Consider the following 20321-nt stretch of genomic DNA (forward strand, 5'->3'; position numbering starts at 1 on the left):
CTCAGGTGGGCCGCCGCCAGTACGCCGCTGATCCGCTGCTGTGCTTGACCACCTGCGGCAGCGACTCCTCCGCCGGCCAGATCTGCAGCAGATAGTGATCGACGGGCCCGTCGGACAGGTCCGCGTCGTCGGTCGCGTCGTCCATCCCCCGCGCGTGGTACCGCAGCCGGTACCACCCGGGCCCAGCCGGCAGCGCGGGTAGCGCATGGCTGTCCCCGCCACCCCACTCCTGCAGCTCGAACTCCCCGGACTCCGACTTGATGCTGATCTCCACGACGTCCTCGAAGCCGTCGAGGTCCGCCCCGGGATCGTGGTCGGACACCGCGACGTCGAAGTCCACCACTCCGGTGTGCAGGCCGGTGATGATGAACGCGTCGCCGCCCTCGACCCGGATGATGCCGACCGGGTGGGTGGGATGGTCGTCGGGGATGCCCTCGGGCCCCTCGGCGTCGTCGGTGCAGTCGATCAGGTACGCCTGTCGGTAACTGACGCCGAGGTCGATATGCGTGACCTGCACGGTGGATTCGCTCACAACCGCAGACCCTAGAGCCGACCACCGACACTTCCGGCGTGAAGGCCGCGTTCGCCCGGATCAAGCCGAGCTGACCGCGCTCACTCCGTCGTTCAGGCCGAGCTGACCGGCACGAAGCCGGAGCCCGCCCGGTAGTTGGGCGACTGGTGGCGGAAGTAGGTGTTGTAGACCTGGCAGTAGCGCCCGCCCCTGGCCAGCAGCGTGTTGTGATCGCCCTCCTCCACGATCTGCCCGTGGTCGAGCACGATGATCCGGTCCACGTGCTCGATCGTGGACAGCCGGTGCGCGATGACGATCGAGGTGCGCCCGGCCAGCACCACGTCGAGCCCCTCCTGGATCTGCGCCTCGGTCAGCGGGTCGACGCTGGCCGTGGCCTCGTCGAGCACCACGATCGCCGGGTCCTGGATGAGCAGCCGGGCCAGCGCGACGAGCTGCCGCTGCCCCATCGACAGGGCCCGCCCGTGCTCGCCGACATCGGTCTCCAGGCCGTTCGGCAGCGCCTCGATCCAGTCGCCGCCGCCCACGGCCGACGCGGCGGCGAGCACCTCGTCGTCGGTCGCCTCGGGGCGCGGGTAGCGGATGTTGGCCGCCACGGTGCCGCTGAACAGGAACGGCGCCTGCGGCACCGCGCCGATCTGCCGCCGGTAGCCGCCCAGCTCCAGCGTGCGGATGTCGCGGCCGTCGATGAGCAGCCGGCCGTCCTGGAACTCGTAGAACCGGGTGATCAGCTTGCTCAGCGTGGACTTGCCCGCGCCGGTGTGCCCCACCAGCGCCACGGTCTCGCCCGCCTCGATGACCAGGTCGAAGTCGCGCAGCACGGGGTGCGCCGGGTCGTACCCGAACGTCACCCCCTCGAACTCGATGCGCCCGGCCAGCCGCCCCGGGGGCTGCGCGTCCGTCTGGACGACCCGCGGCGGCGCGTCGATCAGCGCGAAGACCCGCTCGGACGCCGACAGCCCCTGCTGGAACTGCGACCAGAACGCGGCGATGGACGTCAGCGGGAACCAGAAGAGCGAGACCCCCTGCAGGAACAGGTACCAGTCACCGGCCGACAGCCTGCCCGCGACGACCGACGCGCCGCCGAGCTGCACGAGCGCGACCGTGGCCAGCCCCGCCACCAGGAAGAGCACCGGGAAGATCGCGGAGAAGACGAACCCCTGCCGCAGCGTCACCTGGTAGCTCTGCTGGTTGATCGGCCGGAACTCGTCGTAGACCTGCCGCTCCTGCCGGAAGTTCTTGGCCACGGCGATGCCGCCCATGGTCTCCTGGAGGTTGGCGTTGACCCGGCTCAGCGAGCGTTGCGCCCGCCGCGTGCTGACCCTGGCCAGCCGCCGGAACAGCAGCGCCAGCCCCACCACGACCGGCACCACCAGCAGCGTCAGCAGGGCGAGCTCGACGCTGCGCACGAACAGCAGCACCGTGACGAAACCGACCATGAGCACCTGGCTGATCAGGTCCATCGTGAGGGTGGAGACGGTGGCGAAGTCGTCGGTGTCGGACGTCACCCGGCTGACGATCTTGCCGGACGGCGTCTCGTCGTAGAACGACAGGTCGCGCTGGAGCACGGCGTCGAAGGCGTCCTCGCGCAGGCTCAGCACCACGTCGCCGGTGACCTTCGCGCTGTGCTTCTGCCGCAGGTAGTTGAAGCACCACGACAGCACCCCGGTGGCCAGGATGCCCGCGGCCAGCAGCCAGCCCATCTGGCCGATCGTGCCGTCGGCGATGGCGTCGACGGCGAGGCTGCCCAGCGTGGGGATGACCGCCTGGGCCGCCGAGCCCAGCACGATCATGGTGGCGACCAGGACCATCGAGCCCAGTCTGGGCCGGAAGTAGGACATGATCCGGCGCAGCAGCTCGCGGTCGTTGTAGGTGCGGTCGTAGTCCTCGGCCTCCAGGCCGTCCATGATGAAGCCCATCAGCGCACCCCTCCCTGCTCGCCGGCCAGGACCGGCCCGTCGTCGTGCAGGTCGGCCTCGTCGTAGTGGGCGAAGACCCGCCGATAGAGGCGGCTGCGCCCGATCAGCTCGTCGTGGCTGCCGAAGTCGACCACCTGGCCGCGCCGCAGCAGCAGCACCTTGTCGGCCCAGCGGATCTGCGAGAGCCGGTGGGTGATCAGCAGGGTGGTGCGCCCTTCGAGGATGCGGCCGATGGCCTGCTGGATCTTGTCCTCGGTCGCGGAGTCGATGGCGCTGGTGGAGTCGTCGAGCACGAGGATCGCCGGATCGGTGAGCAGCGCCCGCGCGATGGCCAGCCGCTGCCGCTGCCCGCCGGACAGCGTGACGCCGCGCTCGCCGATCACGGTGTCGTAGCCGTCGTCCAGCTCCTCGACGAACTCCGCGGCCTGCGCGTCGCGCGCCGCCTCGATCACCGCCTCGCGGTCGGCCCGCTGGCCCATGCTGAACGCGATGTTCTCCGCCACGGAGCGGGAGAAGAGCACGATGTCCTGCTCGATCGTGGAGATCTGCGAGCGCAGCGAGTCGAGGTCCCAGTCGCGGACGTCCACGCCGTCGATCAGGATCCGCCCCGAGGTGACGTCGTAGATGCGCGGCACCAGCTTGGTCAGCGTGCTCTTGCCCGACCCGGTCTCGCCGACGATGGCCACGGTCTCCCCCGGCCGCACGGTGAACGTCACCCCGCGCAGCGCCGGCTCGCCGCCCTCCTCGTAGCCGAACGTGACGTCCTCGAAGACGATCTCCCCGCTGACCGGCGCGGCGTGCCCGTCGGGCCGCTGCTCGATCTCGCTCTCGGAGGTGATGAGGCCGAGGATCCGGCGCGCGGAGACGATGCCGATCTGGATCAGCGAGAACGTGAAGATCGACATCTGCGTCGGGAACCCGAGCATGCCCATCAGCCCCATGAACGCGACCAGCTCACCGATCGTGATCGCGCCGACGCCCTGGAGGTAGAGGCCGTGCCACAGCCCCGCCGCCATGGCGAACGCGAACAGCAGCGTCGGCAGGTAACGCGCCTGCACCAGCCCGTTGCGGACGAAGGAGTCGCGGTAGCGCCGCGCGTTCGCCCGGAACCGCAGCCGCTCCTGCGCCTCCTGCGCGGTCACCTTGATCACCTCGATGCCCCGCACGGCCTGGTTGAGCCCGGCGTTGAGCTCGCCGAACTCCTCGCGCATGCGGGTCGCGACCGGGTTGAGCTGCCGCATGTAGTGCCAGAGCGCGAACCCGAACACCACCGCGAACACGCCGGGCGCCAGCAGCAGCCGCGGGTCGATGGCGGCGATGAAGAACAGCGGCACCAGCCCGGTCAGCCCCGAGTCCACGATCAGGTCGGCGCCCGGCGTGATCATGATGGAGAGCTGCCGGATGTCGTTGGCCGCCCGGGCCATCAGGTCGCCGACCCGCTGCCGGTTGTGGAAGGTCTGGCTCTTGCCGAGCAGGCTCACGTACAGCTCGTCGCGCGCGTCCCGCTCCAGCCGTTTGGCCAGCACCTCGCTCGACAGCCGCGCCCATAGGTCGAACAGCCCGCGCGCCACCACGATCGCCAGCAACGCCCACGCGATCAGCCCGAGCGCGTCCATCGGCTCGCCCTTCACCCCGAGCACCGCGTCGAACGCGTCACCGGTGAGCTGCGGCACCATGGCGTTGAGCACCACCATGGCCAGCGACCCGCCGAGGAAGCCGAGCAGGTGCAGCGGGTGGCGGCGCAGGTGCGACCAGAGCCAGCGCACCGGGCCGCGGCGGTCGTGACGCGGACCGGCGACGGAGAACTCCGAGCCACTGGTGATCGACATGCTCAAGCCCCCCTGGCCTAGCTGGAACCTGCTTTGTATCACCGGGCACCGACAGTTCTCGAACCCTTTTACGTGGTGGCGTAGCGTAGCCCCATGGAGCGCATGAGTGACGAGGAGTGGCGGGCCTTCGCCCTGGCGGGCACCCGCACGGGCAAGCTCGGGGTGACGCTGTCCGACGGCGCGCCGCACGTCACGCCGATCTGGTTCCTGCTGGACGGCGACGCGGTGGTCTTCAACACCTCCGAGACCGGGCTCAAGGCCAGGGCGCTGCGCCGCGACCCGAGGGCCGTGCTGTGCGTGGACGACCAGACGCCGCCGTACTCGTACGTGGTGGTCAAGGGGCGCGCGAGCATCTCGGTCGACCTGGAGGAGATGCTGGCGTGGGCGGTGGAGATCGGGCGGCGGTACATGGGTGACGAGCGCGCCCAGGAGTTCGGCACCCGCAACGCGGTGCCCGGCGAGTGCCTCGTCCGGCTGCGCATCGACAAGGTGATCGCCCAGCGGGCCATCGCGGGCTGATCCGGAGCCGGCGGGCCGGCTGCTCCCGGCGCCTGCGGAGGATCAGCCAAGGACGAGGGGCAGCTTGCCGGCCAGCTCACCGAGCTCCGCCCGCTCCGCGGCGGTCGCCGCCCGCCGTCCCGTGCCGATGAGCAGCGCGTCCGCGTCGGAGAACGACGCGGGGAACGCGGCCCCGGCCAGCTCCTCCAGCATCGCGCGGGACCGCGACAGCGCCTCGGCGGACGGCCCGGCGACGCCCGGCAGGTGGGCGATCAGGTCGAGGTGGTGCAACGTCCACTCCAGGACGTACGCCGCCAGGTAGTCCCCCACCGTGAGGACCTGGTCCTTGGTCCCCACCCGGGCGGCCGGGTCGGCGAGCGCGGCGGCGCGCCCGGCGGCCGAGCCCACGTCGTCGAGGTGGAACGTGAGCAGCCGCGGCTCCTGGTAGGCGGCGGCGAGGCGGACGGTGAGCGCGTCGAGCGGGTCGTCGCCGGTCGGCGGCTCATCGAGGAGGTCCCAGTACGTCACCGCGTTCCGGGTCGGCGGCCCGTCCTCGGGGGTGGCGAGGGTGATCAGGACGTCCTGGGCGTCGATGACCAGGTGACAGGCGAGGTCCCGGACGAGCCAGCCCGCGCAACCGGACGGCCGCTCGAAGTCCGCGTCGGGCAGCTCCGCGACCGCCGCGCGCAACGCGGCCCACGACCGTGAGAAGAGATCCACCGCGGCACGGTAACAGAAGACACCGGTGGCTCTGATGGACACCTTCCCGCCGTAGGGGGAGCGCGGCGGCCACGCACGCGAACGGAATCGCCGTCAAGGGCTACCGATGGCCGACGTCGAGCGCGACCAGCAGCGCCTCCGGTCCAGCGGGCGGCGGATGACCCGGCCGCCACCGGAGGTGGTCAGGCCGGGGTCATGCCGTCAAGCGGCGTCGAGGGCCGCGGTGATCTTCCGGAGCATCTCGGCCACGGGCGGGCGGGGCTCGCCCTGGTGGACCCTGGCCGCTGCCTCGATGGCGACGACGACGGTGCGGCGGAAGTTGTGCGCCTCCGCCGGATCCCGCTTGTTGAGCAGGCTCATGGTCGCGGTCAGGGCCGGCAGGACGAGGTCGGCGAGCTCGGCCACGGACTTGCCGCGCAGGTTCACGCCCTTGGGCCATTCGGCGAGCACGTGCCCGGTCAGGCCGGTCGCCGAGGCCAGGGCGATGGACCCGTGGGTGGCGGCGCGGTGCGGGCGTCCGGCGGCGTCGGCGGCGGCCATCAGCGAGATCGAGCCCCAGGCGGCGGTGCGCATGGTGATCTTGTCCTGGGGGGTCAGGGTGAGGGACATGGTGGGTGCTCCGTTCCGGCTGTGTTCGTCGGTCGAGGTCACGTCGCTGGACCTCTCCTGGCAACCACCTTCGCCGGTCGCCCTGATACAGGGCCGTCGTCATCCTGACGCGGCCCCTGATATCCGATCAGACGGCGACGAGGGTCTTGGACTCGCCGGGCGCGCCGGTGGTGGGCGCGCCTGCCTTACGGCGTCCGCGCAGGAGCAGCAGAGCCAGTACGGCGGCTGCGATCACCCCGGCGGCGGCGCCCAGGAAGGCGGACGACATGGCCGCGCCGTAGGCCTCGCGGGCGGCCGCGGACAGGGACGGGTCGGCCACGGCGACGGCCACCGAGCGGCGGGCCTCCTCGGACGCGCCGGCGGGCATGGCGGCGGCGTAGCTGCCGGTCGCCAGGGTGCCCAGGATGGCCACGCCGAGCGCGGCGCCGGCCTGCTGGATGGTGTTGTTGAGCGCCGAGCCGACCCCGGCCTGCTGCGCGGGGATGGCGCCCATCAGGGCGATGACCGCCGACGGCATCGCCAGGCCGCTGCCCGCGCCGAGCACGGCCTGGGCGACGGCCAGGATCGCGAAACTGTCCGCGGTGGAGAGGCTGAGCAGGCCGAACCCGCCCGCCATCACCACCATGCCGAGCACCGCGGTGGTCCGGTTGCCGAGCCTGTTGCCCAGCGCGGCGCCGACGCCGTTGAAGATCATGGACGCGGCGAACATCGGGATGAACGCCAGCCCGGCCTGGGTGGCGGTGTAGCCGAGCACGAACTGCATGTACTGGGTGAGCACCAGCAGCAGCCCGCCGTTGCCGACCTGGACCAGCGTCATCGACAGGCTGCCGCCCGCGAAGTCCCGGTCGCCGAACAGCTTGAGCGGCACCATCGGGTGCTCGGTGCGCAGCTCCCAGAACACGAAGCCGCCGAGCGCGACGACCGCGATGATCAGCGGGACCCAGGCGACGCCGTGCGCCAGCTCGTTGATCGTCCACACCAGCGCCGACATGCCGATCACCGACAGGATGGCGCCGAGCGGGTCCGGCTTGGTCACGGGGCCCTTGGACTCGGGCATGAGCGTCACGGCGGCCGTGATGGCCAGGGCGGCGACCGGGACGTTGATCCAGAAGACCGCCTCCCAGCCGAGGGACGCGACCAGCGCGCCCCCGAGCACGGGCCCGCCCACCAGCCCGAGCACGCCGAAGGCGGCGCCGGCGGCCATGGCCTTGCGGCGTTCGGCCTCGTCGGTGAACACGTTGATCATGATGGACAGGTTGGCGGGCATGATCAGCGAGCCGCCGACGCCCATCGCCACCCGGGCGGCGATCAGCTCGCCCGGGGTGGTGGCGAACGTGCCCGCCAGGGACGCGACGCCGAACAGGGTCAGGCCGACGACCATGGCCTTGCGCCTGCCGTACCGGTCGGACAGGGATCCGGCGGTGAGCAGCAGGCCGGCGAAGACCAGCATGTAGGACTCCAGGATCCACTGGATGTCCTGCGCGTTCGCGCCCAGGTCGGCGGACAGTGCGGGGACGGCGACGGTGAGGGCCATGTTGTCGATGACCAGCACCATGGTGCTGAGACAGAGGGCGATGAGGATCAGCCAGCGGCGGGGGTGCGGTTGCATGTCTTCGGTGTCCGTTCGCGTGCGGGGGGATGCCCGAGGGGGCCTCCCCTCGGGCGTGACTCGGTTTCAGTCCTCGATGGCCTGGTAGACGGTGGTCCAGAAGTCGCTCATCAGGTGTGCCGGGTTGGGCACGCTGTAGCCGAGCTGGCAGAGCAGGATGCCGGTGAGCTGGTTGGCGGGGTCGGCGTAGGCGGAGGTGCCGCTGCCGCCGTCCCAGCCGAACTGGCCGATGGGGGCGTAGTCGCCGCGGTAGGTGCGCACGGCCATGCCGATGCCCCAGCCGCCCTGCTGGCCCTGGCCGAAGGAGATGTGCACGTTGTCGCGGGCTAGGGCGGTGCGGGGGGCGTTCTGCTCGGGGGTGAGCCGGTTGGTGGTCATCAGCTCCACGGCCGGGCGGGACAGGATGCGCTGTCCGTTGTGGGTGCCGCCGTTGAGCAGCATGCGGAAGTAGGCGTGGTAGTCGTCGGCGGTGGAGACCAGGCCGCCGCCGCCGCCCTGGAAGGCCGGGGGCTTGCTCCAGCGGCCGTCCTTGGGCTCGTCCCAGGCCAGGAACTCGCCGGTGGCGGGGTCGGGGGCGTACAGGGTGGGCAGCCGGTCGAGCTGGTCGGCGGGGACGTGGAAGCCGGTGTCGGTCATGCCGAGGGGGGCGAAGATGCGCTCGCGCAGGAAGTCCTCGAAGCTCTGGCCGGTGACCCGGGAGACCAGGACGCCGGCCAGGTCGTTGCTGATGTGGTACTGCCACTGCCGGCCGGGCTGGTGCATCAGCGGCAGCTCGCCGAGGCGGCGCATCCATTCGTCCTGTTCGGGGACCTCGGTCGGCAGGTTGGGGGTGAGGCCCTGGGCGAAGACGGCGTTCATGATGGGCTTGCCGAGGGCGGTGAAGTCGAGGCCGAGGCCGAAGGTGGAGGTGAGGATGTCGCGGACGGTGATGGGGCGGCGGGCCGGGACGGTGTCGTCCAGCTCGGCGTCGGGGCTGGTGAGCACCTGGCGGTCGGCCAGTTCGGGCAGCCAGGGGTCCACCACGTCGTCCAGGCGCAGCCGGCATTCGTCCAGCAGGACCATCGCGGCGGCGATGGAGACGGGCTTGGAGGTGGAGGCCATCCGGAAGATGGTGTCGCGCTGCATGGGCGCGCCGCCGTCGTGCTGCATCGTGCCGATGGCCTCGACGTGGGTCTGGCCGCCTCGGCTGACCAGGGCCACCAAGCCGGGGATCTTCCCGGAGTCGACGTGCCTGGCCAGCACGTCCCGCAGCCTGCGCAGACCCGTCGCGGTGAAGCCGTTGTTCATCAGAATCTCCTGGTGTCCTTCGTGGGGGTTCTTGTCGGTTCGGGGTGGCGAACCGTTCACGAGGACAACCTTCGCTGGGGGCTCTGATACGGGGCTGTCGCCGGTCTGACGCCGGGACTGACACGCACGTCGGCCGACCTGACGCCGGGACTGACACGCACGCCGGCCGCGTCTACGGCGTCATGTCAGCAACGGGATACTTCATGTCAGCGAGGAGATACGGCCCGCGGCGTGTGGTGCATCGCGGGCTGTATCGCGGGCTGTTTCGCGCCGGGATCTCACAACTTCTCCCGCAACCGCAGGTATTCCAGCCCCGCCTCCGTGATCCTGACATACCGCGTGAGGTCGAACTGCTCCTCCCTGTCCCCATGATCCTCGCGAATCGCGTTGAGCCCCCGCCGCGAGTCCACCGGCTCCAGGAAACCCAGGGCGTCCAGCCGCTCCAGCTCCTGCTGCAGCTTCTCGTCCTTCCGGTTGCGGACGTGCACCGGCCCTTCGCCTCCCGCATCGGCCAGGCGCCGCAACTGGATCCACTCGTGCTTGGTCACCAGCCCGCCCAGCGTCACCTGCAGCGCCCGCAACTCCGACTCCAGCGCCCGCTGCCTGGCCTCGGCCTTGTCCAGCCGGGCGCTGAACCCGCCCGCGCCGATCGACACATCGGTGATGAAATAGGACGAGGCCGCGAACCACACCCCGGCCAGCAGGGCCGCGGCCAGCGCCACCTCGTGCACCTCCAGCCGGTGGGTCACCAGGCCGAAGGGGATGGCCACGATGTAGGCCAGGTAGATGATCGTCAGCAGAATCGCGAGGATCGTACCGACGCGCCGCGTATCCATATCCGGAGTGTGGATCCCTCAGCCCTTCGAGGGAAGCCGACCTGGTTCTTACCGGCAGCTCGCTCTCGGTCTCACAGCCTTCTGCGGATGTAGGTCCGGATGAAGGCGACGGCGAAACCGGCGGAGATGGTGGCCAGGGCGGTCATGATCTGGGGCTCCGCCACCACCGCGGCGTAGATCGCCAGCACGAGGGAGACTGCGGCGCCCGTCAGGTAGGTCTTCCATACGATGGCCGGCGCGGGCGGCCGTGGAGGGCGGTCAGGAGGAATGAATGCCACCCCTCACATCCTGCAACATGATCTACGCGGGCGCGGGATCACCTACGTACCTGGGCCCAGTCAGCCATCGACTGATCTCCGGCGAATCAGACTTCCAGCGGGCGCCAGGCGGACCCGCCACCGTCCCTGCGAACCTGCCCGAAGGCCGCATCGGCGAAGTGGATGCCGAAACCGATCGTGTCAGGCTCTTCCAACTCGGCGACGAGCTGACGACGATGCTCGGCGGACCGGGCACGGTCATGGTCATAGAGGCAGGACCATTCGGGGTGGTCCACCTGGATCGGCGAATGCAGGGCGTCGCCGAAGGCGATCAGCCGGGTGCCGCCCCCGGTGATGACGTACTGCGTGTGCCCGGCCGTGTGACCGCCGGTGACCTGCACCCGTACGCCAGGGAAGATCTCCTGCCCGTCCGCCACCGTACGCACGCGCGGCGTCAGCGCGGCGACTTCCTCCTCAGTGATCCCCTGTGCGGCCAGATCACGGTGAGCCCATTCCGGCGCGGCCACCAGATACTCGGCCCGCGTGAACACGGGCTGGTCACCACCCGGGGCGAGTCGCCAGGCCCAGCCGAGATGATCGATGTGCAAGTGCGTGAAGGCCACCGCCTCGATCTCCTCCGGCCTGCGCCCCAGCTCGGCCAGACTGTCCAGCAGCGCGCCACCGCGCACGGCCCCGTTCGGGCTGCCCGCCTCGGCCGGCAGCGACACCGGCCCCCACCCGGCGTCGATCAACAGTGCGCGCCCCCCGTTCTCCACCAGCAGACCACCGATGCTCGCCACCAGATGCCCGGAGTCATCCAGGTACTGCGGATGAGCGGCCCAGGTCTCCTCGGTGGTGTCCGGCAGCCAGCAGCCGGGCCTGCCCTGGATCACCCCGTCCGGCACGTAGGACACCTTCGTGTCCCCCAGCCACACCGAGCGGATCCCCGCCGGCCGCCGCAGCCGCTCATCCTGGTCAACCCCGGAGCTCACCATGGTCGCGTTCCCTTCTCCAAGTCACGTCATCGCCGCGTCCGCCTGTCAGCGACCAGGCCACCATAAGCATCAAGCTTGAATCAGTCAAGCTTGAAATATACTGGCTTGATGGACTTGCTAGCATGGAGCACATGACCACCTCACCAGAACCGCAGGCCGTCGCCGAGCGGGAGCTGTGCGGCCTGGTGAACGGGCTGGCCCAGCAGATCGCCGTTCACGTACGCGAACGCGCCGTCACCCTCGGCCTCACCGCCGCCCAGGCGACCGCGCTGAGGGAGCTGACCGGGCCCATGACCATGCGAGAGCTCGCCGAACGCATGAGCTGCGAGCCCTCCAACGCCACCTTCATCGTGGACAAGCTGGAAAAGCAGGGCTTGATCGAGCGCCGCGCGCACCCCACCGACCGCCGCGCCAAGCAACTCGTCCTCACCCCGGAGGGCGACGCCCTGCGTGAACGGCTCCTCGAACTGCTCGTCCAGGACTCACCGCTGGCCGGCCTCACCGCCCAGCAGCAGCGCACCCTTCAGGAACTGCTCGAACAGGCCATCATCCGCTCATGACCCGACGCCGGGACCCCTGTCGGCCGTACTATCGATGAACTGATCAGCCCGTTGGTGCTCGCGCCACGTCGGACGGCCGCTGAAGAGACCATGAAGGTACGGCAGGCCGGACTCGTGGCCGCACCTCTGGAGACAGGTTGCCGATGCGTCTACACCCAGGCGAGACCGAGGCCACTGGCTGGCGGGTGGTGACTGTCCTCGACGCCGTCCAGCGCCTGCGCAAGGCATCACCCGACGTCAGCGGACGTCCGCAGGTGATCGCGATCGACGGCCGGGGAGGCGCCGGCAAGACGACCCTGGCTGAGCGGCTTCGCAAGGTGGTGCCCGGCTCCGCCATCGTGCACACCGACGACATCGCCTGGAACCACGCCTACTTCGACTGGGGCGCCGTGCTCGTCGAGAACATCCTGCGACCCCTGCATCGGGGCGAGGCGGTGAACTTCCGCCCTGATGCCTGGATCACCCACGGCCGGCCCGGATCGATCACCATCCCGGCCGGCGCCGACGTCGTCTGGGTCGAGGGCACCGGCATCATCCGCGCAGAGCTTGCCCCGTGGCTGGACGCCTCGGTATGGATGCAGGGGGACCTTGATGAGCAAGAGCGGTTGCTGGTCCTCCGCGACGGTGACTCTCCTGAGCAGCGGGAGCACGTGGCGAGCTGGCTGCTGGAGGAGCTGCCGTTCTTGAGGCGGGAACGGCCGTGGGCGCGGGCCACCATGATCGTCGCCGGCCCTCCACACCTCGACCACGACCCGGACACCGAATTGGTCGTCGCCCCACCGACCGAACCCTGACCTCGTGTATTCAGCCGAGGAGCCGGCGCTGCCTGAAACATGAAAAAAGGTGCCCTTGACCTGCAAAGATTTGGGTGTCGGCGCCATATCCAGCGCAGAAACAGGTGCACCTTTCTGGTGAACGAGCGTATCGGGTGGGACCGCCGGCTGTCTGTCACAGCCGACGGAAAAGGGCTGGTAGGCCATGCGGGAGCAGTGCTGCTGCACAAGCTCGCCGACCGGGTCGGGCTGACCGAGGCGCTCGGCAGGCTGTGGCCGCATCGGCAGAGCGCGACCTGGCGGGACCGCGCACACGTCCTGGTCGCCCTGGCCGCGGCGATCGCGTGCGGCGCGCAGCCTGCTGGAAGCCGAACGGCCGCAAGCTCACCAGGCGGCGCTATTCGGAGCGGCGCCCTCGGACTCCACCACGCACCGCGCCCTGGCCGGCCTGGACGAGACCCATGCTCGCCCATATCGTCAAGGCGCGGGCGAAGGTACGGCGCCGTGTCTGGCAGCTACTCAACCAGCGCACCGGCTGGCCCGAGGACATGCGTCTGCTGGTGCGCCGGGTCCGCCCCTCGGCCCGTCACCGCAAGAGCCTGACCGCCTTCGAGACCGGGACCAGCTGGAAGTACTCGATCATCGCCACCAACATCGGCCAGATGTGGGGCATCGCCGGCTCCCACCACCCGCAATGGCTGGCGCGCTGGCTCGCGCGCACGTCGTCGTCGAGGACCGTGTCCGCGTCGGCAAGGCGATGGGCCTGCGAAATCTGCTTAGCAAGGGCTGGACGTCAACCAAGGATGGTCCTGACCGCCACCCTCGGTGACGACCTGGACTGCTGGCTGCGCCTGCTCACCCTGCACGACCAGCCCGGCCTGGACCGCGCCGAACCCGACGCCATGCGCTACCGGCTCTACCACCTGCCCCCGGATGGCCACCCAAGCCCGCCGCCGACATCTGCGCATCGAGCGCACCTGGCCCTGGGCCCAGGCATTCGTCCTGGACTGGCAGCGCCTCACCGACCTGCCTACTCTCACCTGAGAGCCGGACCCGACCACGACGATCCAGGAAGGAGCCTCATCCGGGCCCGTGGACCCCGGCGCCCCCGCAATGTCATGCGACGGCCCGCCCCAACCGCCTCGGGGACATAACGGGCGAACCCGCGGAGCCGCTCACGCACCCCGACCAGCGGAAGAATCGAGGCTATAGAGACACTCTTGCCAACATCACACCTGTAGAGCCACCGTCGAGCGATTCCATCTGCCCGTTCATGCCGCGAGCATACTGAAAGCTCTCGGCGGCGATCCAACGCAGACGGTCCCACGCGCCCATACCCCTTGGAGAAGCCAAGTTCAAGGTTTGATCTTTCACGTTGGCATCGATAGGAATTGGACGATCAAAGATCTCCAAGCACTATGGCCGCGAACGCTTCAGTACGCTCCCTGATCATGTCGGGCGTCCACTCATCGTATTGCAGGACCTCTAGACTTCTAGGGAAATCGGAGACCCTGGGCTTTAGATACGTCATTTTCTTATCTGCAAAATCCTTTCGGCCGGCAGCAGAATTCTTGGCCTTACTGAGAAGAACAAGATTTCCGGCGGTATTCGTGAGCGAGTCCCGTTCCGCCTTGGTGAAGGTTCGCACCCACTCACTGCCGTTGGCAGGGTTCTGGGGAAGGACATGTTCAATGGAACGAACATTGAAATCGCGGACATGGTCAAGCTCACTCGTCACCATCTCGGCTCGCACGAGCAAGTACTTCGCATGCCCGGCACCATAAAAATTCGGCGCTCTACATGCGTCCTCGATGGCTTCTTTAGTCACATTTATGCCATCAAGCACGTGCGAGGCAGATGACGCCGATGCGATGAGCTTTAGGATGTCAGTGTACGTTCCGTATCGCTCATCCTTCCGCACACCCCGCACCCAGTGGTCTAGACCTACCTGCTCTATGGCAATAACCAGGTCATACAACTGCTCTTTGCCGAAGCGTTTGACGAAATAGAGGAGGCATGCCTTCCACTCCGATGCCGGAAAGTGCTTCACCATGGCCATCATCAGAGTCTGATATTTAACGTGGATGATATTCTTCTCTGGATCATCCAGGATGTCACGTGCCACAAACAGAGCATCGTACAGATCGACGTAATCTTCGAGTTCATCCATGAAGCCAGCGCCGCGACTGGGCATCCTAGACTTCCCCAGTATGCGCTCACTGAACTCTGAATAGAGATCCTTCTGAGGCTTATCTTTGATGTACACGAGTCGCAGGAGATGGAAAATATCCTCAAAGCTCTTCTCGCCCAGCCGCTCTTCCAGCGCCTCCCAGCGCTTAGCGTATTGCTCGCGAGTAGACTCATTCGTTATCGCTGCAGGATCTAGGTTATACGCCTTGAGAACGTCGATGCGCCGAAGCTGCTTGCCTCGATCATTCACCACAGTGAACAGCCGAAAGGCGTCATTGAATGAAACTGTAGACAAGAAAATCATGTGACACTGGACAGTCACAAATTCGGCAAACTTCTTAACCTCCTCCTCGGACATCTCGCTAATCTTATCCCAGAAGATTGATCTCGCCTTCTCGTAGCGCGCCTCGGCGGGCGAGCCCGTAGGCTTCACAAAAGGCTTTGATGTGCCGTTTATCTTGCCGACCAGAGAATTGAAGGCGGCGTTATCTTTCACCGTTACGCGACTTATCTCGGGTATACCTTCCAGCTTCCTTTTGGGCTGGATGATTTTTTCATGTATCTCCTTGACAAGATCTGGGTCTTCTACGATGGCCGGGGAATCCCTTAGACAGGCAAGCAAGATGCAGAGGGCAGTTAGCCGCTGTTGTCCATCTACGATGTCGTAGTGGTTCTTAGCGTACTGATGCAGCACAAGCGTGCCAAGAAAGTACGGCTCGTCGCGATCAGCGCCTGCCAGGTCATCAACAAGATCGCTGAAATTATCGGCGTCCCATAGAAACGGTCGCTGATAAGCGGGAACCCTGAAGAAAAAGTCCTGCGAGAAAAGCTTCGCGACGGAAACCATATCGCTGTTGAGTTCTTTGGTCATGCCCCCACCCTCCCTGGCCGATCCGCGAAGGATACTGGACTCAAGTTGGGTCAACAAGGGCGAGAATCGGTCAAATCGCCCACCTGGCATGCAATCGGGGCGTCGCTTCACGTTCGAGGTGCCGCAGTCATGCTGTCCCGCACCAAGGCGCCGCGCCGACAGCTCCTACCGCAGACGCACGGGCAGCATGGCGCGACAGCTCAGCCCGCGCACCAATCGCCATTGCCTTGCTGGCGGTCGAGAACCGCTTGTCCGAGTCAATGACGCCTTAGGGTAGCTCCATTGCCGGTCGCGTATGCGGTAGCTATGTAATGCTAATTAGACAGCTGCCGCGCCACTCATGACCTGTATCTCATATCATCTCATCAGCCGAGGTCCGGAAACGACTCCTTGATAATATTGAGCAGGGTGGCTGCCCGTTCGCGATCCAGCTGAAGCGTCTGACTCACTTTCTTCTCAGACTGCCTGCCGTCTGATCCGTATGTGCTCAGCTGCAGGTAACGTTCACCTGCCCCGATGATGACTTGGTACCCGCATTCGACTTCGGTGGGATGCGGACGTCCGTTCTGCTGCGTTCTGAAGAATTCCGTCACTCGCGCCATGAATACCTCATCACAGACGGTAACTAGCCCTTGCCAACGATCTAATCGCCATGCTATCGAATTCGTGGGCTGGTTCAATTGTCTGGAGCGCTCGCCTCGTCCCGCCTGCTCACAAAGGTGCCTTTCCCCAGGACCGAGTAGAGCGTTCCGTCTGCGAGCAGTGCGTTCAGTGCCCGCCGCGCCGTCCCCTTCGACACGCCCAACTCAACCGCCAGCCGCGGCTCGCCCGGGACAGGCATGCCCGGCTGGTAGATCCCCTCGGCGATCCTGCGCCGGATCTCATCTGCCACGGCCTGCCAGCGAAGCTCGTCGGGCTTGAAGTCCATATAGGTAACGATAGGAACCCAAAGGTTCCCCTTCCTTCCCCGAGGTACCTAGGGGTACCTCTAGGCAGGGCTAGGAAGGTTGGCGTAGCCTGCCGATATGGAACCAACACTCGGCAATGACCTCGACAACCTCCGCACCAAGTTCCCCGCTTCGTCGGTCTTCTGGAGTGACGCTGAGGTCTTCTGCACGGCTCCGCCAGACGCCCGGCTACGAGACGCCGACATCGAGAGGCGGCTCCAGCACGCGACCGCGTTCGTGCCAGGACTCGAGATGTTGGCCCGGATGGCGGTACAGCCATGAAGCCTCCGCCGTCACATTTCGATTACCACGGCCTTCATGTCGTCCCGTCTCTCGCGGACGCCGCACCTGTGGACTGGCGGCCGAGCCAAGAGCGAATCAAGCGGGTGCGGATTCGGGAGCACACGTGTGCCTGCATGTACCCCATGTACGAGCTGTGCGTGGCGGGTGGATTGTCGTTCGTCCGACGCACGGATGGCGACCAGGCCGAGCACGTCCTGGAGAGTCACTGGATGTCTACGTGGGCGGCGCGAGCCCTGTGGGTGCAGATCGTCACTGGCGCTGCAGGATGAGGCACGTCAAGACCTTCACCGTGACCATCGCTGGCACCGAACGCTTTGATGGTGAGGCGCCGTACACGTGGGTTGTGGAGGCGGTTGATATAGCCAGCGCGATGAATAAGGCCGTGGTGCACCACGCACTTGATCAAGGCCAGCGGTTGTGCGACCTGCAGATCGACCACCTTCGCTCGTTCGAAGGCACCCCTCCGGCCAACTGCGGCTATGGCTGGAACGATCTGCGAACCGGACACCTGTAGGTTCTGCGGGCGGCTGAGGCCTATGCGCCCTGGGCGCGACCGAACGTCCCAGGGCCCTGGATCGTGACCACTCAGTCCTCCTCGCTTAACACCTCCGTGGCACGCCGCACGGATCAGCTAGCGATGCCGTCTTGCCGTAGATCTCAGACAGCCAAACGGGTTCGCCTCGGCGGTGGAAGCACCGAGACGGGCCCCTTGATCGGACACAGGAGGTCCGACCCATGGGCAACACCACCACAGATGTCCGGTTCACGCCCCTGCTGGCGGCAGAGGTGCGATCCGTGCTGGAGAGGCACGGTTACCGGCTGCCGAAGGAGAGCGACCACGTCCACGGGCTCGTCATGGCACGGGTCGCCACAGAGCTCAGGAACCTCGTCGAGGTCTTCGAGGGGCGAATCCGATGAGCGCTCCGGGCGGAATCCCGGACTATCACGGGCCTCACATCCGGCCGCTCCTCGCTGACCCCGTCAAGCTGGCGTGGTACGAGCCGACCCAACTGGCGCAGCACGTCCGGGTCACCGCGCATACCTGTCACTGCCGGGCGACGACATACGAGCTTTGTGCTGCTGGAGGCCAGGGCTTCATCCGCCGTATGGACCGCGAGAGGCGGACCGTGCACGAGACCGCTCGGACGTTGACAGCTGTTGCAAGGCGGACCTTCGAGCAGATTCTGAACGGCGAGGCGGCCTGACGGCGATGCGGCGGGTCATGATGCCTGATGTATCCGCCGCACGTGCCGTCTCCTGAGTGAACCCACCCGGCTGGACCGGCATGCCGAAGCTGTAGCGATTCGAACCCTGCCGCTTCCTGCCTCCGTACGCGCATCTGAAGCCTGACTCGGCAGGGGCGTACGCCATGAAGCTCAAGCTGCTCTTGATTACCGCGGTTCTCCTGGCGCTGGCCGGTGGGATGGTGCATGCCATCACCACCGTCTCCGCCAGTGACGCTGGGCCGACACCCGCCTTACCGCTCATCTACAGCGCACACCCCGAGGCGGGGCACGCATACGTGGCCGTCGGGAGCATGCGGCGGGATCGTGAGCCGAAGGTGCTCGCGGCGGTGGCAGGCGGGAAGCTGACGTTCACCGGGCTGCTCGGCAGCCGGAAGATCGAGGAAACCGTCTCTGTCGCGCGGTTCCGGATGGAGTGCTGGGTCAGGAGCCACGTCTCCTACACGGCATATCGGCGAGTGGTCCTGCCGGCCTATCTCGATCCGACGGTGCCGCCCGAGACGACGCCCGTGACGGGGACGATGACCGTCCCGCGGTGTCCGCGTGTCACGCAGGGGGTGGACGGCGACTACAGCGGTCAGATCTGCATCGTCGTGGGGGCGCGGGAAGGGCGGGATCTCGGGGCAGCGTGCCAGAAGTTCCTGCTCGTGAAGGGGGCTCTTCCTGGGGCGAAGTTGCCCGTGTTGGGGGCTGCCGGGATCGTGCCGTTGTGGCGGGCCGTGACGGAAGCGGAGATGAAGTCGCTGGAGGAGAAGGGCGGCTATGCGGTCATCGAAGGGCTGGAGGGTAAGTACTTCTTTCCGTCCCGGGAGCAGGCGGAGAATTTCAAGCGGCTCGCTGAGGAGCGGGGATGGGGTACGTACGTCATCACCCAGGCGGAGATCGACGCGCGTTATCTGGCCAAGGCCGAGTCGGTGGCGGCGGCTGGGGAAGGGCCGGCCTACTTCTTGCGTAGTGGGCTGGTGAGGTTGGTCAGGTTGGTGAGGATCTTCAAATGACTGTGCGGGCGAAGGTGGTGCTGCGGACGCCTGGGCTGCGGCAAGCCATGCCGCTTCCGACCCGTTCGCTCATGGCGCGCGTCGGGACGGATGAGGAGGGGCGTCCGTATCTGCTCGGTGTGGAACTCGACGTCTCGGATGCCGTTTCCCTGCGGCCTGAGGAGGGTGCGGTCGTGGCTGAGGCGGGTTTCTGGTTCGAGGATGCTGGGCGATATGTGTGGCCGGATGCCGAGTATCGGCTCTGGTACGGCGGAGATGTGGGGAGTATCAGGGTTTTGGAGGTGCTCGATGGCGGGTGACGGGGAGGTGCCTGCTCTTCGGCGCGAGTCTGTGACCGCAGTCGATCAGGTGTCGGATTGCCGATCCTCGATCTCGGGCAGGCGGCGTCGCACTGTCTCTCGTACGCTTCGGCGCAAGTCCCTGTAGAGGGACGGGTCCATTACCTCGGCGATGAAGACGGCGTCCGTGAAGGTATCCACGCTCATGAAGGGTGCCTGCTGGACGAGCCGCTGCTGCTCCTCGGGCGGGAGACAGAACCCATGGCGGACGCACAGCTCCGCCAGGAGCCAGTGCGTCTCCTTGGATCTGACGTCGTCGTTCACGTAGGGAGTATCACCAACTCATGATGTCCCACTCCGGTTCGGGGACGATTCCGCACAGGTAGGTGGCTTCCTCCAGTAACTCGGGTGTCAGCTTGATCCCGGTGAGGTGCTCGGCCAGGAGGAATATCGGACCCATGCGGACGTCGACGAGCGGTTGGTAGCGGGCGTAGATGTCGTGCATGGTCTCCACGAGTTCGTCCGGCACCGGGTCCATGTAGCCGTCCTGCGCGATGAAGCAGAACCGGAGCCTTCCATCCTCAAGCCAGTAGAAGTAGTCGAGGCCCTTGATCTCGAGGCAATAGTGGGAGACCAGGCGGGTGCCCGCGGACAAGCGCGTGACGATGTCCGTGGTGATGCCGAGCGTGGTGCCCATCTCGACGATCATCACCCAGTCACCGACGGCTGTGATGCCGACGAGCGCCCCGGACGAGCTGCTGCCGAACAACTGGTGGAAAGTCGCCGGCTTGAAATCCTCGAGACGGCCGCCGAGGCGGATCGCTACTTCTTCCGGCGTCAGGCCGCGGACGTAGGTGATGCAGCCGCCTATCTCGGCGAGGTCGGCGTGGTCCTTGTCGATGGGGGTGATCATGGCGCAATGGTCGCAGGCGCTACCGACAACCGGACCAAGAACTCGGCCCCAGGCACGGGGGTCCGGGGGCCGGGAGGCCCCCGGCTAGGGGGTGTGGGGGAGCTCGGCTCCCCCACAGGGCGCGGCCCGGAGCACGAAGGCGCGAAGCGCCCCCGA

At 67.2% G+C, this 20321-nt stretch carries 23 protein-coding genes; 8 read left to right on the forward strand and 15 right to left on the reverse strand.

From position 1 onward, the window contains the following. Position 1: 1 nt before the first annotated feature. The 3 genes from LCN96_RS51880 to LCN96_RS51890 all read right to left on the reverse strand — a co-directional run bounded on the left by LCN96_RS51880 (position 2) and on the right by LCN96_RS51890 (position 4277). Positions 2–532 (reverse strand): hypothetical protein, encoded by a 531-nt coding sequence (locus LCN96_RS51880; protein WP_225269761.1) that lies wholly within the window; start codon positions 530–532, stop codon positions 2–4. 92 nt (positions 533–624) lie between these two features. Next, positions 625–2448, reverse strand: coding sequence for an ABC transporter ATP-binding protein (locus LCN96_RS51885; protein WP_225269762.1), 1824 nt, complete (start codon positions 2446–2448; stop codon positions 625–627). Further along, positions 2448–4277 carry an ABC transporter ATP-binding protein gene (locus LCN96_RS51890; protein WP_225269763.1) on the reverse strand — a complete coding sequence of 610 codons (1830 nt, stop codon included), beginning with the start codon at positions 4275–4277 and terminating at the stop codon, positions 2448–2450. Before LCN96_RS51890 ends, LCN96_RS51885 begins: the two co-directional genes overlap by 1 nt. A gap of 93 nt (positions 4278–4370) precedes the next feature. On the opposite strand from LCN96_RS51890, the gene LCN96_RS51895 reads away from it, so the two are divergent. Further along, complete coding sequence (locus LCN96_RS51895; protein ID WP_225269764.1) at positions 4371–4796, forward strand: PPOX class F420-dependent oxidoreductase; 426 nt, start codon at positions 4371–4373, stop codon at positions 4794–4796. A gap of 42 nt (positions 4797–4838) precedes the next feature. Here LCN96_RS51895 and LCN96_RS51900 read toward each other — a convergent pair whose 3' ends face one another. The 7 genes from LCN96_RS51900 to LCN96_RS51930 all read right to left on the reverse strand — a co-directional run bounded on the left by LCN96_RS51900 (position 4839) and on the right by LCN96_RS51930 (position 10998). Beyond that, entirely contained in the window at positions 4839–5495 is a 657-nt protein-coding gene (locus LCN96_RS51900) for a maleylpyruvate isomerase N-terminal domain-containing protein (RefSeq protein ID WP_225269765.1), read from the reverse strand. A 201-nt stretch (positions 5496–5696) separates the two neighbouring features. Beyond that, complete coding sequence (locus tag LCN96_RS51905) at positions 5697–6104, reverse strand: hypothetical protein (RefSeq protein ID WP_225269766.1); 408 nt, start codon at positions 6102–6104, stop codon at positions 5697–5699. Positions 6105–6231: 127 nt separating this feature from the next. Further along, a complete protein-coding gene (locus LCN96_RS51910) occupies positions 6232–7713 on the reverse strand; it encodes an MFS transporter (protein WP_225269767.1) in 1482 nt (493 codons plus the stop codon). Positions 7714–7779: 66 nt separating this feature from the next. Beyond that, positions 7780–9000, reverse strand: coding sequence for a serine hydrolase domain-containing protein (locus tag LCN96_RS51915; RefSeq protein WP_225269768.1), 1221 nt, complete (start codon positions 8998–9000; stop codon positions 7780–7782). Between the two features lie 278 nt (positions 9001–9278). Beyond that, positions 9279–9836, reverse strand: a complete 558-nt coding sequence (locus LCN96_RS51920; protein WP_225269769.1) for a hypothetical protein — start codon at positions 9834–9836, stop codon at positions 9279–9281. Between the two features lie 71 nt (positions 9837–9907). Next, a complete protein-coding gene (locus tag LCN96_RS51925; RefSeq protein ID WP_225269770.1) occupies positions 9908–10114 on the reverse strand; it encodes a hypothetical protein in 207 nt (68 codons plus the stop codon). A gap of 86 nt (positions 10115–10200) precedes the next feature. Continuing rightward, on the reverse strand, positions 10201–10998 hold the full coding sequence (locus LCN96_RS51930) for an MBL fold metallo-hydrolase (RefSeq protein ID WP_225269771.1): 798 nt from the start codon (positions 10996–10998) through the stop codon (positions 10201–10203). Between the two features lie 221 nt (positions 10999–11219). Between LCN96_RS51930 and LCN96_RS51935 the strand changes: the two genes are divergently transcribed. The 3 genes from LCN96_RS51935 (at position 11220) to LCN96_RS51945 (ending at position 13575) form a co-directional block, all read left to right on the forward strand. After that, on the forward strand, positions 11220–11648 hold the full coding sequence (locus LCN96_RS51935) for a MarR family winged helix-turn-helix transcriptional regulator (RefSeq protein WP_225269772.1): 429 nt from the start codon (positions 11220–11222) through the stop codon (positions 11646–11648). 143 nt (positions 11649–11791) lie between these two features. Then, positions 11792–12442: a uridine kinase family protein gene (locus tag LCN96_RS51940; protein ID WP_225269773.1), complete on the forward strand. Its 651-nt coding sequence runs from the start codon at positions 11792–11794 to the stop codon at positions 12440–12442. Between the two features lie 440 nt (positions 12443–12882). Continuing rightward, on the forward strand, positions 12883–13575 hold the full coding sequence (locus LCN96_RS51945) for a hypothetical protein (protein WP_225269774.1): 693 nt from the start codon (positions 12883–12885) through the stop codon (positions 13573–13575). Between the two features lie 245 nt (positions 13576–13820). On the opposite strand, the gene LCN96_RS51950 is transcribed toward LCN96_RS51945, so the two are convergent. From LCN96_RS51950 to LCN96_RS51960, 3 genes are all read right to left on the reverse strand, one after another. Further along, a complete protein-coding gene (locus tag LCN96_RS51950) occupies positions 13821–15482 on the reverse strand; it encodes a DUF262 domain-containing protein (protein ID WP_225269775.1) in 1662 nt (553 codons plus the stop codon). A 365-nt stretch (positions 15483–15847) separates the two neighbouring features. Next, positions 15848–16084, reverse strand: coding sequence for a hypothetical protein (locus LCN96_RS51955; protein ID WP_225269776.1), 237 nt, complete (start codon positions 16082–16084; stop codon positions 15848–15850). Between the two features lie 74 nt (positions 16085–16158). Beyond that, entirely contained in the window at positions 16159–16410 is a 252-nt protein-coding gene (locus LCN96_RS51960) for a GntR family transcriptional regulator (protein ID WP_225269777.1), read from the reverse strand. A 587-nt stretch (positions 16411–16997) separates the two neighbouring features. Between LCN96_RS51960 and LCN96_RS51965 the strand changes: the two genes are divergently transcribed. The 4 genes from LCN96_RS51965 (at position 16998) to LCN96_RS51980 (ending at position 19273) form a co-directional block, all read left to right on the forward strand. After that, complete coding sequence (locus LCN96_RS51965; protein ID WP_225269778.1) at positions 16998–17246, forward strand: hypothetical protein; 249 nt, start codon at positions 16998–17000, stop codon at positions 17244–17246. Positions 17247–17467: 221 nt separating this feature from the next. Next, positions 17468–17650 carry a hypothetical protein gene (locus LCN96_RS51970; protein WP_225269779.1) on the forward strand — a complete coding sequence of 61 codons (183 nt, stop codon included), beginning with the start codon at positions 17468–17470 and terminating at the stop codon, positions 17648–17650. A 451-nt stretch (positions 17651–18101) separates the two neighbouring features. Continuing rightward, on the forward strand, positions 18102–18974 hold the full coding sequence (locus LCN96_RS51975) for a hypothetical protein (RefSeq protein WP_225269780.1): 873 nt from the start codon (positions 18102–18104) through the stop codon (positions 18972–18974). Further along, the gene (locus LCN96_RS51980; protein ID WP_225269781.1) at positions 18971–19273 is read left to right on the forward strand and encodes a hypothetical protein; all 303 of its coding nucleotides are present in this window, start codon (positions 18971–18973) and stop codon (positions 19271–19273) included. The genes LCN96_RS51975 and LCN96_RS51980 overlap by 4 nt, the downstream gene beginning before the upstream one ends. 45 nt (positions 19274–19318) lie before the next feature. Here the strand turns inward: LCN96_RS51980 and LCN96_RS51985 are convergent, their stop codons facing one another. Together LCN96_RS51985 and LCN96_RS51990 are read right to left on the reverse strand one after the other, a co-directional pair. Then, positions 19319–19576, reverse strand: a complete 258-nt coding sequence (locus tag LCN96_RS51985) for a hypothetical protein (protein WP_225269782.1) — start codon at positions 19574–19576, stop codon at positions 19319–19321. Between the two features lie 10 nt (positions 19577–19586). Next, positions 19587–20165 carry a DUF6461 domain-containing protein gene (locus LCN96_RS51990; protein ID WP_225269783.1) on the reverse strand — a complete coding sequence of 193 codons (579 nt, stop codon included), beginning with the start codon at positions 20163–20165 and terminating at the stop codon, positions 19587–19589. Positions 20166–20321: the final 156 nt, after the last annotated feature.

This window comes from Nonomuraea gerenzanensis, from assembly GCF_020215645.1.
Classification (GTDB): Bacteria; Actinomycetota; Actinomycetes; order Streptosporangiales; family Streptosporangiaceae; genus Nonomuraea; species Nonomuraea gerenzanensis.

What these genes read in the sequence shown, in the direction of transcription:
- LCN96_RS51885 (WP_225269762.1), bottom strand. Translation starts at nt 2,448, where the DNA reads ATGGGCTTCATCATGGACGGCCTGGAGGCCGAGGACTACGACCGCACC.
- LCN96_RS51890 (WP_225269763.1), bottom strand. Translation starts at nt 4,277, where the DNA reads ATGTCGATCACCAGTGGCTCGGAGTTCTCCGTCGCCGGTCCGCGTCAC.
- LCN96_RS51895 (WP_225269764.1), top strand. Translation starts at nt 4,371, where the DNA reads ATGGAGCGCATGAGTGACGAGGAGTGGCGGGCCTTCGCCCTGGCGGGC.
- LCN96_RS51905 (WP_225269766.1), bottom strand. Translation starts at nt 6,104, where the DNA reads ATGTCCCTCACCCTGACCCCCCAGGACAAGATCACCATGCGCACCGCC.
- LCN96_RS51910 (WP_225269767.1), bottom strand. Translation starts at nt 7,713, where the DNA reads ATGCAACCGCACCCCCGCCGCTGGCTGATCCTCATCGCCCTCTGTCTC.
- LCN96_RS51915 (WP_225269768.1), bottom strand. Translation starts at nt 9,000, where the DNA reads ATGAACAACGGCTTCACCGCGACGGGTCTGCGCAGGCTGCGGGACGTG.
- LCN96_RS51920 (WP_225269769.1), bottom strand. Translation starts at nt 9,836, where the DNA reads ATGGATACGCGGCGCGTCGGTACGATCCTCGCGATTCTGCTGACGATC.
- LCN96_RS51935 (WP_225269772.1), top strand. Translation starts at nt 11,220, where the DNA reads ATGACCACCTCACCAGAACCGCAGGCCGTCGCCGAGCGGGAGCTGTGC.
- LCN96_RS51940 (WP_225269773.1), top strand. Translation starts at nt 11,792, where the DNA reads ATGCGTCTACACCCAGGCGAGACCGAGGCCACTGGCTGGCGGGTGGTG.
- LCN96_RS51945 (WP_225269774.1), top strand. Translation starts at nt 12,883, where the DNA reads ATGCTCGCCCATATCGTCAAGGCGCGGGCGAAGGTACGGCGCCGTGTC.
- LCN96_RS51950 (WP_225269775.1), bottom strand. Translation starts at nt 15,482, where the DNA reads ATGACCAAAGAACTCAACAGCGATATGGTTTCCGTCGCGAAGCTTTTC.
- LCN96_RS51955 (WP_225269776.1), bottom strand. Translation starts at nt 16,084, where the DNA reads ATGGCGCGAGTGACGGAATTCTTCAGAACGCAGCAGAACGGACGTCCG.
- LCN96_RS51960 (WP_225269777.1), bottom strand. Translation starts at nt 16,410, where the DNA reads ATGGACTTCAAGCCCGACGAGCTTCGCTGGCAGGCCGTGGCAGATGAG.
- LCN96_RS51965 (WP_225269778.1), top strand. Translation starts at nt 16,998, where the DNA reads ATGAGGCACGTCAAGACCTTCACCGTGACCATCGCTGGCACCGAACGC.
- LCN96_RS51970 (WP_225269779.1), top strand. Translation starts at nt 17,468, where the DNA reads ATGGGCAACACCACCACAGATGTCCGGTTCACGCCCCTGCTGGCGGCA.
- LCN96_RS51975 (WP_225269780.1), top strand. Translation starts at nt 18,102, where the DNA reads ATGAAGCTCAAGCTGCTCTTGATTACCGCGGTTCTCCTGGCGCTGGCC.
- LCN96_RS51980 (WP_225269781.1), top strand. Translation starts at nt 18,971, where the DNA reads ATGACTGTGCGGGCGAAGGTGGTGCTGCGGACGCCTGGGCTGCGGCAA.
- LCN96_RS51990 (WP_225269783.1), bottom strand. Translation starts at nt 20,165, where the DNA reads ATGATCACCCCCATCGACAAGGACCACGCCGACCTCGCCGAGATAGGC.